The organism is Arthrobacter sp. YD2 (assembly GCF_030410475.1).
Classification (GTDB): domain Bacteria; phylum Actinomycetota; class Actinomycetes; order Actinomycetales; family Micrococcaceae; genus Arthrobacter_B; species Arthrobacter_B zhangbolii.
The window spans coordinates 1274136-1290428 of record NZ_JAUHHB010000001.1; the positions used below are offsets into that span (position 1 = coordinate 1274136).

A 16293-nucleotide genomic window follows, 5' to 3' on the forward strand; every position below is an offset into this window, starting at 1 on the left:
CGGAAACAGTCCTCCCGCTAGCTGCGGGAGGACTCGAGAACGTGCTGCACGCGCGGTTCCGGCACGTTGCCGGTGGCTTCAGCCCAGCCCGGTTCCTGGCGCTGCCCAAACCACATCATTTCCACCCGGCGCAGCGGGCCGTGGAAACGTTCCCCGGCGAGTGATGAGACAGCGTACCCGGTACGAAGCACGCCGCGGCAGAACCAGGCGGGGAGCCGGACCGGGCGCCGTCCGCCCGCGGACTCGAGCACGGAGGAGACTGAGGCCTGCTCCCAGGGCTGCAGGACCACCGGCGGCACCGGGCCCATATGCCCGGCGACGGTCAGCACAAAATCCACCAGCGCATGCACGGAACTGACCGGGCTCGGTGCGGTGCCGGGCGCGGCCACAGACGCGAGCGGTGAAGCTGCCAGCCTGGCCAGCTTCGCCGTCGTTGGCCGGCCGGGGCCCTGTACCGAGGTTGCCCGGACGGTAACAACGCTGCATGGCCCGGACTGCCTGACGGCCAGTGCCTGTTCGCCCAGCGCCTTGGCCCGCGAATAGGCGGAGAAGGGTTCAACGTGGCTGCTCTCGTCCAGGAACGGGCGATGCCCCTGGACGGCAGCACTGCTCAGATGGACAAAGCGGCGGACTCCGGCGGCGTCGGCGGCGTCGGCGATCAGCAGGGGCAGCAGGGCGTTTGCGCCACGCAGTTCGGGTGAATCCCCGGCACCGGGAGTAGCGAGTCCGGCGGCGTTGATCACTACGTCAGCATTCGCGAAGGCTTCGGTTAGTGCCTTCCGCTCCGAAACCAGGCCGGCCGCAACGGCTGCCAGAGCCCGCGCATCGGTGGCGTCCGTCCGTAACCGGGGTGCGGCAACCGACCTGACGCGGGCACCCCGTGCGGTGAGTGCGGCATGCACGGAGGAACCGATAAACCCTGAGGCCCCCACCACTACCCAGACGGGTGCGGAGGACGGTACGGAGGCGGAACCGGGGGACTGCGGTGTGGAGGGAGTGCTCAGACCTGCTGCTTTCGTGGTGATGGTTCTTCCAGCGGCGGCATGGGAGTCCAGGCCGGATCCCGCAGGATCCGCCGCGAACCGCGCCACCCGGCCCAAAGCCGTTCCACGCCGTGCAGCGTGTGCTCAACTGCCATCAGGCGCAGCAGTTCCTTGGCCGCGGTCAGGAACGTACCTATCCCGAAGCCCACCGGACTGAACCGGCCGTGCGCCTGCAGATAGCGGGCGGTGTGTCCGCGGTTGCGCATGGAGGTAAAACGGCCCAGATTGCTGGAATCGTTCAGGTGGCGGATGCCGAGGTCGATCTGTTTCTGCGGGCGGACCTTGCGCAGTACAAACTCGTTGACGTACGCCACGGGCCGGTCCAGGGATGCCAGCCAGCCGTACATCAGGTCATCGCCGTTGATGAAATACCGTGCGTCCGGCAGACCGATCCGGCGGACCTGCGCGGCACTGATGAGCATGCCTTCAAAGCAGCCCACATTCGTTTCGAAGACAGGGGAGTCGCGGAAGACGTTGCCGCGCACCGGCAGGTGCACGCCGAGGAACGGCACAAAGCGGTGCTGCCAGAAGAACGGCGCCCCGGCGTCGTCGTACCGGCGGCCGTGGATGCATTCGTAACGGCCGGTCCACTTGCGCAGTGAGGCCACGGCACCGGGGAGGACCTCGACGTCGTCATCCATAAGCCACAGCCACTGCGCCCCGGCGGCCAGTGCGGCCTCGGTGCCGGCCGCAAATCCGCCGGCGCCGCCGGTATTGGTCTCCAGCCGGATGGACTGCAGCGGAACGGGGAAATCCGCCCTGGCTGCCGCCACCACCTCGGGGGTGTCATCGGTGCTGGCATTGTCCACCACCAGCACCGCGGCCGGGGCCGGGTCGAGCGCACGGATGCTCTGCAGCAGGCCGGCCAGGAAACCGGAACGGTTGAACGTGGCGATGACGATGGTCAGTGCGGCCTCTTCGGCCGGCAGGTCCTGCACGGCGGACATGGCTAGAACCCGAAGTCCGACGGAGGTCCGAAGCGGCGGCCGCCCAGGCCCGCTGCGTAGGCGCGCAGCCAGCTGACAAATCCCTTGGGATCCCTCGTCCGGGCAAAGTGGACCGGGTAGCCCACGGTGTCGGCAACCAGTGACCGGACCCGCCGGTACCGGCGGGTCAGGTGGCCCCGGTTGCGGTAGAAATAAAATTGTTTGAACGCGTTTTCCGGAACCAGCACGTGCATCCGGTCACCCAGCACAGGCTGGACCTCGGCCCAGGCGGCAGGATGGGTCAGCGCGACCGTGGTGACCGTGCCGAACTCCACGCCGGCGCGCCGCAGCCGGATCATAAAATCTGTTTCGTCGCCGCGGATGAACAGCCGCAGGTCCGGGAGGCCCACCCGGTAGAACACATCGGCACGGATCAGTGCGCCGTTGAAGAAATGACCCACGTTGGGCAGGAAACCCCGTTCGGCCACCAGCGCGCGGTCGTGGGTGAGCTTGCCGTCGATGCGGAAGTGGAAGGAAAGGGTGTCGGGTGCGCCGGGTGCGACCACCAGCGGCAGGACAACGTCCAATCCTCGTTCCTTTGCCGCTGCCAGAAGAGTGGCGACACATTCGGGATCTTCAGGATGGGCGTCGTCGTCCATGATCCAGATCCATTCGGCCCCTGAAGCCATTGCTGAGAGAATGGCCAGGGAGAATCCGCCGGCACCGCCAAGGTTGGTCTTGGACCGGATGTAGTTGACCGGGGCGGAGGAGTCTTCGGCGATATCCTTAACCGGGCTCTTTCCGGAGTCCACCAGGGCCACGGATGTGATGTTTCCGGTCTGCGCGGCCAGGGCTTCCAAGAGCGTCTTGACGTCGTCGGGGCGGTCGAAGGTGACCGCCGCTACCGCCACTGAGTCCGGCAAGATGTTCCTTTCGAAGCACCCTGGAGCATCGGCCAAAGCCGAAACAGGAGAGGGTGTGCAGTTAGTATGCTGAATAGATTCCAGTCTATTACACCGGATTCTTCCACCAGTTCTATGCACCACCGAGAAGAGAGCCGGGTATCCACCCGTTGAGGACCATGAGGCAAAAACCTACGGACAACAAGAGCCTTCCCCGGGGGGAAAAGCCGGTTCTGTGGCTCTGGTCGCAGTACATGCTGGACTCGCTGGCATGGATCGTGTCCATCGTGCTTGCCCTGGTGCTGCGCTATGAACTGACCGTGGAGCAGATCAGCCCCGGCGGCCTTGCGGTCTTCTGCGGCGTCGCGGTGCTGACCCAGCTCATTGTCGGCTACTCGTTTGCGCTGTACCGCGGACGCTACAGTTTCGGCAGCTTCCATGAGATGCGCCTGCTGGCCGTCGTTACGCTGATTGTCTCCGCCATCCTGGTCCTCGCCAGCGCCCTGTTCGGCCTGGTCATCGATATTCCGCGCAGCACCGGCATGATCGCGTTCCCGTTCGCCTGCCTGTTTATGGCCGCCATCCGGTACGTGAAGCGGATGTATGTGGAAAGCCGTGCCCGGCCGGGCGAGGAAGCACAGCGTGCGCTCGTCTACGGTGCAGGCTTCCTCGGCAACTCCCTGGTCACGCGGATGATGAAGGATCCCGAATCCCCGTATTACCCCGTTGGCCTGGTTGATGATGATCCGGCCAAGAAGCACCTGCGGCTGGCCACCGTTCCCGTTCTGGGCAAGCTGGTTGACCTCCCCGAGCTGGTGCACCGGACCCGTGCCACGGTATTGATCGTGGCGATGGCGGACATCGAGGCCAAGCAGGTGCGCGAAATCTCCGACCGCGCCGAAGGCCTGGACCTGCGGGTGCTGGTGCTTCCCCCGCTCAAGGACATGCTGGCCAAGGGCGACGGCGCCGGGTTGACAGACTTCCGCGACGTCGCCGTGGAGGACCTGATCGGACGGCGTCCCGTGGATATTCACGTGGACGAGGTGGCCGGCTACCTTTCGGGCAAAAAGGTGCTGGTAACCGGTGCCGGCGGCTCGATCGGTTCCGAGCTGTGCCGGCAGATCACGGCCTTCAACCCCGGTGAGCTGATCATGGTGGACCGGGATGAAACCGGCCTGCAGCTCACCCAGCTCTCCATCACCGGCCGCGGCCTGCTGGACGGCCGGGACACGGTCCTTGCGGACATCCGCGACCCCGACGCGCTGGAGAAGATCTTCCGCGAACGCCGTCCCGACGTCGTTTTCCACGCTGCCGCGCTCAAGCATGTGTCCCTGCTCGAGCAGTACCCGCACGAAGCCTGGAAGACCAACGTGCTGGGCACCGCCAACGTCCTGGCAGCGGCCCGCAAGGCGGACGTACGCCACTTCGTGAACATTTCCACGGACAAGGCGGCAAACCCCACCACCGTCCTGGGCCACTCCAAGCGCGTGGCCGAGAAACTCACTGCGTGGATGGCCCGGGCCACGGGGGAGCGGTACGTCTCCGTCCGCTTCGGCAACGTGATTGGCAGCCGCGGCTCCATGCTGCCGCTGTTCAGCGAGCAGATCCGCCAGGGCGGCCCGGTGACGGTGACCGACCCCGAGGTGACGCGCTTCTTTATGACCATCCCCGAGGCCTGCCAGCTGGTGATCCAGGCCGGAGCCATCGGCCGCGGCGGCGAGGTCATGATCCTGGACATGGGCGAGCCCGTGAAAATCCTCGACGTCGCCCGCCGGATGATTGCCATGTCCGGTAAGGACGTGGAGATAGTCTTCACCGGTCTGCGGCAGGGCGAAAAGATGCACGAAATCCTGGTGGGCACCGGTGAGGAGGATTCCCGGCCCTTCCATCCCAAGATCTCCCACGCTTCCGTGGCCGTGCTTGACCCGGAGGAGCTGGACCTTTCCGACTGGCTGCAGCGCTGCGGCCTCGACACCCCGCCCGGCGGTGTGGTCCGTATGCCCGACACCGGTGCGGACGCCGACGCCGACGGTTCCTACCATGAACGGCGGACAGGCTGATGCTTTTGGTGCTGTGCGTAGCCGTCGCGTTCTTCGCGAGCCTGCTGCTGCCGTTCCTTTTTATTCCGCTGCTGCGCCGGCTGGGCGTGCTTGACGTGCCCAATGAACGTTCCTCCCACTCCACCGTGGTGATCCGCGGGGTGGGGGTTACCGTGGCCGCCGGGCTGCTGGCGGGACTGGTGCTGTCCCTGCTCACGGGCGTGGTGGCCGTGGACCGTTCCATCGTTGCCATCCTCATTGCAATCATCGGCCTGGCATCCCTGCTGGGCTGGATCGAAGACTGGCGGGGAGTTTCAGTCCGCGCCCGTGCCGGAAGCCAGGTCCTGATCGGACTGGCGGGAACAGCAGCCCTGGCCTGGACCATGGAACAGAGCTGGTGGTGGGTTCCCGTCGGGGCACTTGCCATTGCCGGCTACATCAACGTGGCCAACTTCATGGACGGCATCAACGGCATTTCGGGGCTGCACGGTGTGGCCGTCGGAGCGCTGTACTCCGTGAGCGGCGTGCTCTCAGACCATATGTGGCTTACCGTGGCCGGCGCCGTAACAGCTGCCGCCTTTGCCGCGTTCCTGCCGTGGAACCTCGGCCGGGGACAGGTGTTCCTGGGTGACGTCGGCAGCTACCTCCTGGGAGCCGCGATCGCCGGAACCGCTGTTGCCGCGTTCCTGGCCGGCGTGTACATCGAGTACCTGCTGTTCCCGATCCTCATTTACCTGGTGGATACCTTCTCCACCCTTCTTCGGCGTGTGCGCCGGGGGGAGCGCTGGTATACCGCGCACCGCCAGCACGTCTACCAGCGCCTCACCGACTGCGGGCTTAGCCACATCCAGGTGTCCCTGTTCGTCACGGCCTGCACCCTCGCCGTTGGCGGAACCGGCCTGCTGACGGCCGGTGCCGGCGCCGGGGCTACGTCCGCAGGGGTGCTCTTCGCCGTAGCCGTGGTGGTGTTCTACCTGAGCTCCCCGCGCCTCTTTGCCCGCCGGTACGTGGCCTAGCTGTACCCGGACGCGACACCGCCTTCCGGAGGGCACACGCCCGGCCGTCACGCTGTCAACGGCTTCTTCTATGTACTGTAGAATTCAAGGGTCGCGGTAGCCCGCGCCTTATCCAAACCCATCACAGCCCAGGCAAGGAAGACTGCCCACACCATGAGATCCGAAGACGGTTCCCGCTCCGGCGGGTACCTGACCCCCTCCGGGCCAACGGCGGCCCCCTGGCTGGGGATCCTCAGGGCGGCGTTTCTCCTGACCGGTGCTGCAGCGGTTCTCGCCGCAGCGGCGGCCGCAGTCCTCACGGGTCCCGGCGCAGCAGCGAGTTCGCTGCTGGGGTGGTTCCTGATTGCGGCTTTCTTCGGCATCAGCCTTTTGGTCGGCCATTTCGTGGGCCGCAGCAATCCGTCAGGTGCCATTGGAATGTTTGTGGTCACCTATGCCATTAAAGTTGTCGGTTTCGCCGTCATTCTTTTCGGCCTGGGCGCTCCGGAATGGCTGCACCGGGAATGGTTTGCCCTCACGGCTGTAGGTGCTGTGGTGCTTTGGCAGGCTGCTGAGGTCCGTGCATATTCGCGGACACGGCACCTGATATACGCAGACATTCCCGACGAGACCACCAAAGGAGCCGGACATGCCTAAGAAACAGCCCGTACCCGTGGCCTTCCAGGCACCGCCGTCCCGCCGCAAGGAAGCACTGCAGTATGTGCTGGCGGGAATCATCGCCTTGGGTTTGATAGGGTGGAGCCTGGATAGTCTCCTGGGAACTCGCTGGATTTTACCGGCCGGTATCGTCTTGGGCGCGGTGAGTGGCTACTATGTGGCCGCCGCGCACAGACGCACCCCGGGTGCGGACCGGCCCACCACGGGCGGAAAACAGCCGGATACGGATAAATCGAATTGACTTCACAAAACCTGAATAGAGGGCGCACCTCGCGCGTGCCCGCCAATGATATGCCCAACGATGGACACAGCAGAGAGGAAACGCGTTGATCGCGCTTGCGCTTCCCGCCTCCAATGACGAGGGATTCGTTTCACCCACCCTCGAAGACATGCACCTCCCTGAGATCCTTCCATGGGGCGCCCCGACCGGTGAGGGTTTCGGTAAGCAGATGCTGCTTATCCTGATCTCCGTCATCATTATCAGCTGGTTCTTTATTGCCGCTGCGCGCAAGCGCCAGCTGGTGCCGGGCCGGCTGCAGTTCCTGGGTGAGTTCGGCTACAACATGGTCCGGAACTCGATCGGCCGGGACATTATCGGTGAAAAGGACTTCCGGGCATTCACCCCGCTGCTGTTCTCGCTCTTCTTCTTCATCCTGATCAACAACCTCTGGGGCAGCATTCCGCTGGCGCAGCTGCCGACCACCTCACACGTGGGAACGGCCTACGCCCTCGCCGGCATCGTCTACTTCACCTGGATCATCCTGGGCATCAAGAAGCACGGTATTTCGTACTTCAAGTTCGCCGTGGTTCCTTCCGGTGTGCCGATGGCGATTCTGCCGCTCGTGGTACTGATCGAAATCATCTCCACCTTCCTGGTCCGCCCGATCACGCACAGTCTGCGACTCTTCGCGACCATGCTGTCGGGCCACCTCATCATCATGCTGGCGGCAAGCGGAACCGAGTTCCTGCTGCTCGAGGCTGAAGGACTGCTGAAGCCGCTGGGTGTCCTCACCCTGGTTGGCGGCGTTGGCATGTTCCTGTTCGAAGTTTTGATCCAGTGCCTGCAGGCCTACGTATTTACCCTGCTGACTGCGATCTACATCCAAGGCTCCCTGGCCGAGGAACACTAAACCTCCCCTTTTCGGGGGAAACCTCTGAACCCACAACCTGCCCTCGGGCATCTTGAAAGGAACAAGCCAAATGATTGGTGAAATCAACGGCAACATCAACCTCGTCGGCTACGGTCTGTCCGCCATCGGCGGCGCCATCGGCGTGGGTCTGGTCTTCGCTGCCTACATCAACGGCGTTGCACGCCAGCCGGAAGCACAGCGCGTTCTGCAGCCCATCGCCTTCCTGGGCCTGGCGCTGACCGAAGCACTGGCTATCCTTGGTCTGGTTTTCGCGTTCGTTCTCTAACTTCAGCGCGTATTTTCCTAACCAAGTAGATAGGACGGATGGTAAATGAACGAGGCACTAATCCTCGCCGCTGAAGAAGGCGCGAATCCTCTGGTCCCAAACATCTGGGAGATCCTCGTAACACTGCTTGGCTTCGCTGCGCTGATGTACATCGTGGTCAAGTTCGTCGTCCCGATGTTCGAGAAGACGTATGCAGAGCGTACCGAGGCCATCGAAGGCGGACTCAAGAAGGCTGAAGCCGCCCAGGCAGAAGCCAGCGCAGCTCTGGATGAATACAAGCAGCAGCTGATCGACGCCCGCACCGAGGCCAACCGGATCCGTGAGGAAGCACGCGCCGAAGGCGCCCAGATCCTTGCCGACCTCAAGGCCAAGGCCGGCGCCGAGTCCGCCCGCATCATGGAACAGTCCCACGTCGCCATTGAGGCGGAACGGCAGGCAGCTGTCGTTGCGCTTCGCAGCGAAGTGGGAACCCTCGCCACGGAACTGGCCAGCAAGATCGTTGGCGAGTCCCTCGCCGACGACGCGCGTGCAGCCCGTGTCGTTGACCGCTTCCTTGACGACCTGGAAACCCAGAACGCAGGTGCGGTCCAGTAATGGCAGGTATATCGAGCGAGTCACTGGCCGCGGCACAGGAAAAGCTGGAAACAATGCTTCCCGGCGCACGCCTGTCCCTGGCTGAGGAACTCTTTGGAATTCTGGGCCTGCTGGACAGCGATGCTGGACTGCTGCGTGCCCTGACGGATCCGGCTCGTGAAGCCTCTGCCAAGGCAGCCCTGGTCTCCAAGCTGGTGGGCGGCAAGGTTTCGACCGACGCCGAGCAGCTTGTTGCTTCTCTGGTGGAGTCCCGGTGGCGCAACCCGCGCGACATGGGCGACGCCCTGGAAACCCTGGGTGCAACGGTTGTTTCCGCAGTGGCGGAAAACAAGGGCCCCGGCCTCTCCGGCCTGGAAGATCTGGAAAGCGATCTGTTCCGGTTCAACCAGGTTGTAGCAGCCAACCACGAGGTCCAGCGGGCCCTGCAGGAACGGCAGGCTTCGGCCGAGGCGCGTTCCGCGCTGGCCATGAAGCTGGTACCCGGCATGGGAGCCGAAGCAAAGGTGCTGGTGAAGCAGGCAGTTACCGCCCCGCGCGGACTGCGTCCTTCGGCACTGGTCACCCGGTTCATGGAACTGGTAGCCGGCCGGCAGCAGCGGTGGATTGCAGAAGTGCAGTCGAGCCGCCCGCTGACGCAGGAGCAGCAGAAGCGTCTGCAGTCCTCTCTCAACGGACTGTATGGCCGTGAGCTGAAGATTAACGTCAACGTAGACCCGACGATTCTGGGCGGCATCCGTGTCACAGTGGGGGATGAAGTAGTTGATTCCACTGTCACGACACGACTGACCGAACTGCGCCGAAAGCTCGCTGTCTAGTCACCTTCAGGGCCGGCAACGGCCAGAGAAACAATTGAGAACCAATCACGGTCATCGGAAGTAAGCGATGATCACAACATAGGAGAGCAGGGACTGCAGATGGCCGAATTGACCATCAACGCCGACGACGTCCGTAATGCGTTGAACGAATTCGCGGCGTCCTACGAACCCGGAAACGCAGAGCGCGTTGAAGTTGGCCGGGTAACCACCGCCAGCGACGGCATCGCCCGTGTGGAGGGCCTGCCCTCCGTTATGGCGAACGAGCTGCTTCGGTTTGAGGACGGCACGCTGGGCCTGGCCCAGAACCTGGACACCCGTGAAATCGGTGTCGTGGTACTTGGCGATTTCGCCGGTATCGAAGAAGGCCAGGAAGTACACCGCACCGGTGAAGTCCTGTCCGTACCCGTAGGCGACGCCTTCCTGGGCCGCGTAGTCGACCCGCTGGGCGAGCCGATGGATGACCTGGGCCCGATCCAGGCTGAAGCACGCCGTGCACTGGAACTCCAGGCCCCCGGCGTTACCCAGCGTAAGTCGGTCCACGAGCCCCTCCAGACCGGCCTCAAGGCAATCGACGCCATGATCCCGATCGGTCGCGGCCAGCGCCAGCTGATCATTGGTGACCGCAAGACGGGTAAGACCGCCATTGCCGTGGACACCATCCTGAACCAGAAGGCCAACTGGGAGTCCGGCGACGTCCAGAAGCAGGTTCGCTGCATCTACGTTGCCATCGGCCAGAAGGCTTCCACGATCGCTGAAATCAAGCGCACGCTGGAAGACCAGGGCGCCATGGAGTACACCACCATCGTGGCCTCCCCGGCATCCGACCCTGCAGGCTTCAAGTACCTGGCACCGTACGCAGGCTCGGCCATCGGCCAGCACTGGATGTACGGCGGCAAGCACGTCCTGATCATCTTTGATGATCTCTCCAAGCAGGCTGAAGCCTACCGCGCCGTGTCGCTGCTGCTGCGCCGCCCGCCGGGACGCGAAGCCTACCCGGGCGACGTCTTCTACTTGCACTCCCGCCTCCTGGAGCGTTGCGCCAAGCTCTCTGACGAGCTCGGTGCAGGCTCGATGACCGGCCTGCCGATCATCGAAACCAAGGCAAATGACGTCTCGGCCTACATCCCGACCAACGTTATCTCCATCACCGACGGCCAGATCTTCCTGCAGTCGGACCTCTTCAACGCCAACCAGCGCCCCGCCGTCGACGTCGGTATTTCCGTGTCCCGCGTCGGTGGTGCAGCGCAGCAGAAGGCCATGAAGAAGGTCTCCGGTACGTTGAAGCTGGAACTGGCCCAGTACCGCGACATGCAGGCATTCGCCATGTTCGCCTCGGACCTGGATGCGGCTTCCCGCCAGCAGCTGACCCGCGGTGCACGCCTGATGGAACTGCTCAAGCAGGGCCAGTACGCTCCGTTCCCGGTGGAAGACCAGGTTGTCTCCATCTGGATGGGCACCAACGGCTACCTGGATGACGTTCCGGTAGAGGACGTCCGCCGCTTCGAGACCGAGTTCCTGGAGCACGTACGCCACTCCTCGTCCGTCATGACCGTCCTGGCCGAGACGAACAAGCTCGAGGATTCCACGGTCGATGAGATGAAGAACCTCATCACCAACTTCAAGCAGGGCTTCTTCGGCGAAGGTGACAACCGCATGGTTGCCGCCGGCAACGAAGAGACCTCCGCCTTGGACGAGGACTCCGTAGACCAGGAAAAGATCGTCAAGCAGAAGCGCTAGCGGTTTGGTGTTCCGCTGCCGGGCCCGGTGCCCGGCAGCGGAACACCTGGCCCTTGCCTTAGCCCCTAGTTCGAACGCTAGGAACTGAAAGGAAAAGTATGGGAGCCCAAATTCGGGTCTACCGTCAGAAGATCGCGTCGACCACGTCGATGCAGAAGATCTTCAAGGCGATGGAGCTGATTGCTGCCTCTCGGATTGGAAAGGCGCGCACCCGTGTGGCTGCGTCACTGCCTTACTCCAATGCGATCACCCGTGCCGTTTCTGCTGTGGCATCCCAGTCGGAGATCGATCATCCGCTGACCACCGAACCGGAGCAGATCCGGCGCGCAGCCGTGGTCATCATGACCTCCGACCGCGGTCTTGCCGGATCATACTCCGCCGGTGTCCTCAAGCAGGGCGAAGCACTTAATGAATTGCTCCGTGAAGAGGGCAAGGAAGTTAAGACCTACCTTGTCGGACGCAAGGCGCAGGCGTACTACGAATTCCGCAACCGTTCCGTGGAACGGGTGTGGACCGGTGGTACCGATGCACCTGAGTTCGAAACAGCCCGAGAAATCGGCAAGGCACTCCTCGATGACTTCAATACGGCCTACGAAGACGGCGGCGTGGATGAAATCCACATTGTCTACACGCGCTTCAAGTCCATGGTTGTTCAGGAACCTGCGGTCATCCGACTGCTGCCGCTGGAGGTAGTGGAGGAAGAAGCCCAGTCAAGCTCTGAGTTCCTGCCCCTCTACGAATACGAGCCCGAGCCCGAAAAGGTCCTGGACGCACTGCTGCCGCGCTACATCGAGTCGCGCATCTTCGCAGCCATGCTCCAGGCAGCCGCTTCCGAGCTTGCCGCCCGCCAGCGTGCCATGAAGGCCGCAGGGGATAACGCCACGGACCTGATCAAGAAGTACACGCGACTTCGCAACAACGCCCGTCAGGCTGAAATCACCCAGGAGCTTTCCGAGATTGTCGCCGGTGCGGACGCGCTCAGCGCCTCCTAGCCGCCTGCAATCGAGCAAGCTCCAACGCAAAACAAAACTTAGTCCACACGCCATCTAACTGAGTGAAGTGAGAGAGATGACTGCCCAAACTGCCGAGCACGGAGCAACCTCCGTAGCACCGGGCGCCACAGGCCGTATCGCCCGTGTCATTGGCCCGGTTGTCGACGTCGAATTCCCGGCTGACGCAATCCCCACCATCTACAACGCACTGACCACCGAGCTGACGCTCGACGGCCAGACCCGCACCATCACCTTCGAGACCTCCCAGCACCTGGGTGACAACCTCGTCCGTGCCATCTCCCTGCAGGCCACCGACGGCCTCGTCCGCGGCGCAGCCGTGGTGGACACCGGTGCTCCCATCTCCGTGCCCGTGGGCGACGGAGTCAAGGGCCACATCTTCAACGTGCTGGGCGAGCCCCTGGACGTTGCCGAGGACCAGCTGGAAATCTCCGAGCGCTGGCCGATCCACCGTTCCGCTCCGAACTTCGCGGACCTTGAGGGTTCCACCGAGATGCTCGAAACGGGCATCAAGGTGATCGACCTCCTGACCCCGTACATCAAGGGCGGCAAGATCGGCCTGTTCGGCGGCGCCGGCGTCGGCAAGACCGTGCTGATCCAGGAAATGATCACCCGTGTTGCCCGCAACTTCGGTGGTACCTCCGTATTCGCCGGTGTCGGCGAGCGTACCCGTGAAGGCAACGACCTCTGGGTTGAAATGGAAGAGGCAGGCGTCCTGAAGGACACGGCCCTTGTCTTCGGCCAGATGGATGAGCCGCCGGGAACGCGTCTTCGCGTGGCCCTGTCCGGCCTGACCATGGCGGAGTACTTCCGCGATGTGCAGAACCAGGACGTGCTGCTCTTCATCGACAACATCTTCCGCTTCACGCAGGCAGGTTCCGAGGTTTCCACCCTTCTCGGCCGTATGCCGTCCGCCGTGGGCTACCAGCCGAACCTGGCTGATGAGATGGGTCTGCTGCAGGAGCGCATCACCTCCACCAAGGGTCACTCGATCACGTCCATGCAGGCCATTTACGTGCCTGCCGATGACTACACCGACCCGGCTCCGGCAACCACGTTCGCCCACCTGGACGCGACCACGGAACTTTCCCGTGAAATCGCTTCGCGTGGCCTGTACCCGGCCGTGGATCCGCTGACCTCGACGTCGCGCATCCTCGACCCGCAGTACGTGGGCCAGGAGCACTATGACACGGCTATCCGCGTCAAGCAGATCCTGCAGAAGAACAAGGAACTCCAGGACATCATCGCCATCCTCGGCATCGACGAACTCGGTGAAGAGGACAAGATTGTTGTTTCGCGTGCACGCCGCATCCAGCAGTTCCTCTCGCAGAACACCTACACCGCCAAGCAGTTCACCGGTGTTGAAGGCTCCACGGTTTCCATCAAGGACACCGTTGAAGGCTTCAAGGCCATCTGCGACGGCGACGTTGACCACATTGCCGAGCAGGCCTTCTTCAACGTTGGCGGCATGGACGATGTTGAGCGTCAGTGGGCGAAGATCCAAGAGCAGACCGGGAAGTGAGCCCCATGGCGGACACTGCTGAACTCGAAGTTGAGATTGTTGCAGCAGACCACTTCGTGTGGTCCGGTGCGGCAAAGATGGTCAAGGCCCGCACCAGCGACGGCGAGATCGGGATCCTTCCCGGCCACTCACCGGTGCTGGCCATCCTGGCAGAGGGCACCATGGCCATCGAGCCTGTGTCCGGCTCGCGCATTGAGGTAAGCGTCGACGGAGGATTCTTCTCCGTGGACAACAACCGCGTGGTCATTGTGGCCGACAATGCCAAGGTGACCAACGAAGCAACCGCCGGGATCCGCTGACCCCCACCGATGGACAGCTCCTACGTGTTCATTGCTGTGGCAGCCCTGTTCGGGCTGCTGGTCCTGGCAGTAGTGCTTTTCTGGGTGCGCCGCAGCACGTTGCGGCGCACCCTGGGGACCTTTGATGCCTCCATCTGCTTCCCGCCTGCCGGGTGGCGGATGGGGGTTTGCCGTTATACGGACACCCATCTGGAGTGGCTGCGCCTTGTATCGCTGAGTCCCCGTCCGCCGTACCGTTTCCTGCGAAGTTCGCTGGAAATCAACGGCTGGCGGGAACCCACCGAAGCGGAGCGTGCCCGCATCCAGCCCGGTGCCGTGGTGGTGAAGCTGTCCTGCGAGGACAGCGAGGTCCTGGTGGCCATGAAGTACGAAACCTACACCGGCCTCTCCTCCTGGCTCGAAGCCGGTCCGGTCATCGGCATCGGCACCTGGCGGTAGATCCGGCAGGGCGTGAAAAAGGCACAGGGAAAATTCCCTGTGCCTTTTTTGCTGCCCGGAAACACCCACCGCCGACCGCCGCCGAACGAAGCGGTGCGCCGGCGTCCGCCTAGGATGGAGTAATGGAAGACGTCATTGTTGTTACCGGCCCCAGCACCCTCCGCGGAGCAGTTACCGTTCCGGGTGCCAAGAACAGCGTCCTGAAGCTGATGGCTGCCACGCTGCTGGCCGAGGGCCGATCCGTCATCACCAATGTGCCCAACATCCAGGATGTGTGGATCATGGCCGAGCTGTTGCGCCGGCTTGGCTGCACGGTGGATTACGACGTCGACGCCGCATCGGTGGCTGTGGACGTTCCGGCGCTCCCGGGGCACCAGGCGGACTATGACCTGGTGCGGGCCATGCGTGCCTCCATCTCGGTCCTGGGCCCGCTGGTTGCCCGCTGCCGCCGCGCCGAGGTGGCGTTGCCCGGCGGGGACGCCATCGGTTCACGTGGCCTGGACATGCACCGGGCGGGGCTTGAACTGATGGGTGCGACCATCGGTATCGACCACGGCTACCTGATGGCCTCAGTCCCGGAAGGGCTGCACGGTGCCGCCCACATCCTGGACTTCCCGTCCGTGGGTGCGACCGAGAACCTGATGATGGCCGCAACGCTGGCGCGGGGGAGGACCATCATCGACAACGCCGCCCGCGAACCGGAAATCACTGACATAGCGCTGATGCTGACCGGCATGGGCGCCAAGATCAGCGGCGTGGGAACCAACACGCTGGTCATTGACGGCGTGCAGGAGCTGCATCCGGTGGAGCACCGTGTGGTGCCGGACCGGATAGTCGCGGGTACGTGGGCCTTCGCTGCGGCCATTACCGGCGGCGAAATTGAAGTCCGCCAGGCGGACGCGTCAGCTCTCGCCGTAGTACTGGACAAGCTGGTCCAGGCCGGCTGCGAGGTTGAAACCGGGCAGGACGGATTCACCGTCAAGGGGCCCGAGCGCCCGGAGCCGATCAACGTTTCGACGCTGCCTTATCCGGGGTTCCCCACTGACCTGCAGCCGTTTGTGGTCACATTGAACGCCGTTTCCACCGGATCCGGCATGGTGACCGAGAATGTCTTCGAGGCACGCTGGGGGTTTACCTCGGAACTGGCACGATTGGGCGCCGTGGTGCGCCTGGACGGCCATCATGCATTGATTCAGGGTGTTCCGCTGCTTTCCGGGGCGCCGGTGGTAGCGAACGATATCCGTGCAGGGGCAGCGCTGGTAATCGCCGGACTTGCGGCGGACGGAACCAGCGAAGTGCGCGGTGTCGATCATATTGACCGCGGCTATGAAAGGTTTATGGAAAACCTTCGCGGCCTCGGCGCGAACGTGGTGCGCCGGAGGGGCTAGGCCCGCGGACACAGGAAAGCCTCCGGCATATGCCGGAGGCTTTCCTGGTTTCCCTTTCGGGATGTACTGCTGGCTAATCCTTAGAGGGCGGTGACGCCGGTGGCCTGGGGGCCCTTGGCGCCCTGGCCGATCTCGAAGGAAACGCGCTGGTTCTCGTCGAGCGTCTTGAATCCGTTGGTCTGGATCTCGGAGTAGTGAACGAAGACGTCGCCGTCGGAATCGTCCGGAGTGATGAAGCCGAAGCCCTTTTCGGCGTTAAACCATTTGACGGTACCCTGAGCCATTGTTTCTCCTCATAAATGGAACTTACCTGCACGCTCCGTGCGGCTTATGTTACTGAAGCAAGAAAGCCCAAGTTCTTGCCGTTCAGCAGTTCCTTGAGGAGCTTCTCGCTCGCAACGGTCTTGCGAGCATGAAAAAACACCTACACAAAGACTGGTAATAGAGTCGCATAAGCCATTTCGCTGGTCAATGCTGAAAACGAAATATTT

At 63.3% G+C, this 16293-nt stretch carries 18 protein-coding genes; 14 read left to right on the forward strand and 4 right to left on the reverse strand.

Annotated elements, in window-relative coordinates:
* Nucleotides 1-17 precede the first annotated feature (17 nt).
* Genes QWJ37_RS06125 through QWJ37_RS06135 form a run of 3 tightly spaced genes read right to left on the reverse strand, consistent with a single transcriptional unit; the run spans nt 18 to nt 2892 of the window.
* Complete coding sequence (locus QWJ37_RS06125) at nt 18-1091, reverse strand: NAD-dependent epimerase/dehydratase family protein (protein ID WP_290244721.1); 1074 nt, start codon at nt 1089-1091, stop codon at nt 18-20.
* Nucleotides 1001-1990 carry a glycosyltransferase gene (locus QWJ37_RS06130; RefSeq protein ID WP_290244723.1) on the reverse strand — a complete coding sequence of 330 codons (990 nt, stop codon included), beginning with the start codon at nt 1988-1990 and terminating at the stop codon, nt 1001-1003. The genes QWJ37_RS06125 and QWJ37_RS06130 overlap by 91 nt, the downstream gene beginning before the upstream one ends.
* 2 nt (nt 1991-1992) lie before the next feature.
* Nucleotides 1993-2892: a glycosyltransferase gene (locus tag QWJ37_RS06135; protein ID WP_290244725.1), complete on the reverse strand. Its 900-nt coding sequence runs from the start codon at nt 2890-2892 to the stop codon at nt 1993-1995.
* Between the two features lie 158 nt (nt 2893-3050).
* Between QWJ37_RS06135 and QWJ37_RS06140 the strand changes: the two genes are divergently transcribed.
* From QWJ37_RS06140 to murA, 14 genes are all read left to right on the forward strand, one after another.
* Entirely contained in the window at nt 3051-4931 is a 1881-nt protein-coding gene (locus tag QWJ37_RS06140) for a nucleoside-diphosphate sugar epimerase/dehydratase (RefSeq protein ID WP_290244727.1), read from the forward strand.
* On the forward strand, nt 4931-5926 hold the full coding sequence (locus QWJ37_RS06145) for a glycosyltransferase family 4 protein (protein WP_227929494.1): 996 nt from the start codon (nt 4931-4933) through the stop codon (nt 5924-5926). Before QWJ37_RS06140 ends, QWJ37_RS06145 begins: the two co-directional genes overlap by 1 nt.
* Nucleotides 5927-6079: 153 nt before the next feature.
* Nucleotides 6080-6562: a hypothetical protein gene (locus tag QWJ37_RS06150; protein ID WP_290244730.1), complete on the forward strand. Its 483-nt coding sequence runs from the start codon at nt 6080-6082 to the stop codon at nt 6560-6562.
* Complete coding sequence (locus tag QWJ37_RS06155) at nt 6555-6824, forward strand: AtpZ/AtpI family protein (protein WP_227903352.1); 270 nt, start codon at nt 6555-6557, stop codon at nt 6822-6824. Before QWJ37_RS06150 ends, QWJ37_RS06155 begins: the two co-directional genes overlap by 8 nt.
* An 85-nt stretch (nt 6825-6909) precedes the next feature.
* Nucleotides 6910-7713, forward strand: coding sequence for a F0F1 ATP synthase subunit A (atpB, locus tag QWJ37_RS06160; RefSeq protein ID WP_290244733.1), 804 nt, complete (start codon nt 6910-6912; stop codon nt 7711-7713).
* A gap of 70 nt (nt 7714-7783) precedes the next feature.
* Nucleotides 7784-7999: an ATP synthase F0 subunit C gene (gene atpE / locus QWJ37_RS06165; RefSeq protein ID WP_191807777.1), complete on the forward strand. Its 216-nt coding sequence runs from the start codon at nt 7784-7786 to the stop codon at nt 7997-7999.
* Nucleotides 8000-8044: 45 nt separating this feature from the next.
* Nucleotides 8045-8593 (forward strand): F0F1 ATP synthase subunit B, encoded by a 549-nt coding sequence (locus QWJ37_RS06170; protein ID WP_227903349.1) that lies wholly within the window; start codon nt 8045-8047, stop codon nt 8591-8593.
* Nucleotides 8593-9408, forward strand: a complete 816-nt coding sequence (locus QWJ37_RS06175) for a F0F1 ATP synthase subunit delta (RefSeq protein ID WP_227903348.1) — start codon at nt 8593-8595, stop codon at nt 9406-9408. The genes QWJ37_RS06170 and QWJ37_RS06175 overlap by 1 nt, the downstream gene beginning before the upstream one ends.
* A 99-nt stretch (nt 9409-9507) precedes the next feature.
* Nucleotides 9508-11145 (forward strand): F0F1 ATP synthase subunit alpha, encoded by a 1638-nt coding sequence (gene atpA, locus QWJ37_RS06180; protein WP_227903347.1) that lies wholly within the window; start codon nt 9508-9510, stop codon nt 11143-11145.
* A 98-nt stretch (nt 11146-11243) separates the two neighbouring features.
* The gene (locus QWJ37_RS06185) at nt 11244-12137 is read left to right on the forward strand and encodes a F0F1 ATP synthase subunit gamma (protein ID WP_227903346.1); all 894 of its coding nucleotides are present in this window, start codon (nt 11244-11246) and stop codon (nt 12135-12137) included.
* A gap of 76 nt (nt 12138-12213) precedes the next feature.
* Nucleotides 12214-13677, forward strand: a complete 1464-nt coding sequence (gene atpD / locus QWJ37_RS06190; protein ID WP_227903345.1) for a F0F1 ATP synthase subunit beta — start codon at nt 12214-12216, stop codon at nt 13675-13677.
* Nucleotides 13678-13682: 5 nt separating this feature from the next.
* Nucleotides 13683-13976 (forward strand): F0F1 ATP synthase subunit epsilon, encoded by a 294-nt coding sequence (locus tag QWJ37_RS06195; protein WP_227903344.1) that lies wholly within the window; start codon nt 13683-13685, stop codon nt 13974-13976.
* Nucleotides 13977-13985: 9 nt separating this feature from the next.
* Nucleotides 13986-14414, forward strand: coding sequence for a DUF2550 domain-containing protein (locus QWJ37_RS06200; protein ID WP_227903342.1), 429 nt, complete (start codon nt 13986-13988; stop codon nt 14412-14414).
* Between the two features lie 122 nt (nt 14415-14536).
* Nucleotides 14537-15802, forward strand: a complete 1266-nt coding sequence (gene murA, locus QWJ37_RS06205) for a UDP-N-acetylglucosamine 1-carboxyvinyltransferase (protein WP_227929495.1) — start codon at nt 14537-14539, stop codon at nt 15800-15802.
* Nucleotides 15803-15882: 80 nt separating this feature from the next.
* Here the strand turns inward: murA and QWJ37_RS06210 are convergent, their stop codons facing one another.
* Nucleotides 15883-16086, reverse strand: a complete 204-nt coding sequence (locus QWJ37_RS06210) for a cold-shock protein (protein WP_146361532.1) — start codon at nt 16084-16086, stop codon at nt 15883-15885.
* Between the last annotated feature and the right edge of the window lie 207 nt (nt 16087-16293).

What these genes read in the sequence shown, in the direction of transcription:
- QWJ37_RS06140 (WP_290244727.1), top strand. Translation starts at nt 3,051, where the DNA reads ATGAGGCAAAAACCTACGGACAACAAGAGCCTTCCCCGGGGGGAAAAG.
- atpD (WP_227903345.1), top strand. Translation starts at nt 12,214, where the DNA reads ATGACTGCCCAAACTGCCGAGCACGGAGCAACCTCCGTAGCACCGGGC.
- QWJ37_RS06130 (WP_290244723.1), bottom strand. Translation starts at nt 1,990, where the DNA reads ATGTCCGCCGTGCAGGACCTGCCGGCCGAAGAGGCCGCACTGACCATC.
- QWJ37_RS06155 (WP_227903352.1), top strand. Translation starts at nt 6,555, where the DNA reads ATGCCTAAGAAACAGCCCGTACCCGTGGCCTTCCAGGCACCGCCGTCC.
- murA (WP_227929495.1), top strand. Translation starts at nt 14,537, where the DNA reads ATGGAAGACGTCATTGTTGTTACCGGCCCCAGCACCCTCCGCGGAGCA.
- QWJ37_RS06195 (WP_227903344.1), top strand. Translation starts at nt 13,683, where the DNA reads ATGGCGGACACTGCTGAACTCGAAGTTGAGATTGTTGCAGCAGACCAC.
- QWJ37_RS06150 (WP_290244730.1), top strand. Translation starts at nt 6,080, where the DNA reads ATGAGATCCGAAGACGGTTCCCGCTCCGGCGGGTACCTGACCCCCTCC.
- atpE (WP_191807777.1), top strand. Translation starts at nt 7,784, where the DNA reads ATGATTGGTGAAATCAACGGCAACATCAACCTCGTCGGCTACGGTCTG.
- QWJ37_RS06210 (WP_146361532.1), bottom strand. Translation starts at nt 16,086, where the DNA reads ATGGCTCAGGGTACCGTCAAATGGTTTAACGCCGAAAAGGGCTTCGGC.
- QWJ37_RS06170 (WP_227903349.1), top strand. Translation starts at nt 8,045, where the DNA reads ATGAACGAGGCACTAATCCTCGCCGCTGAAGAAGGCGCGAATCCTCTG.
- QWJ37_RS06175 (WP_227903348.1), top strand. Translation starts at nt 8,593, where the DNA reads ATGGCAGGTATATCGAGCGAGTCACTGGCCGCGGCACAGGAAAAGCTG.
- QWJ37_RS06200 (WP_227903342.1), top strand. Translation starts at nt 13,986, where the DNA reads ATGGACAGCTCCTACGTGTTCATTGCTGTGGCAGCCCTGTTCGGGCTG.
- QWJ37_RS06145 (WP_227929494.1), top strand. Translation starts at nt 4,931, where the DNA reads ATGCTTTTGGTGCTGTGCGTAGCCGTCGCGTTCTTCGCGAGCCTGCTG.
- atpA (WP_227903347.1), top strand. Translation starts at nt 9,508, where the DNA reads ATGGCCGAATTGACCATCAACGCCGACGACGTCCGTAATGCGTTGAAC.
- QWJ37_RS06185 (WP_227903346.1), top strand. Translation starts at nt 11,244, where the DNA reads ATGGGAGCCCAAATTCGGGTCTACCGTCAGAAGATCGCGTCGACCACG.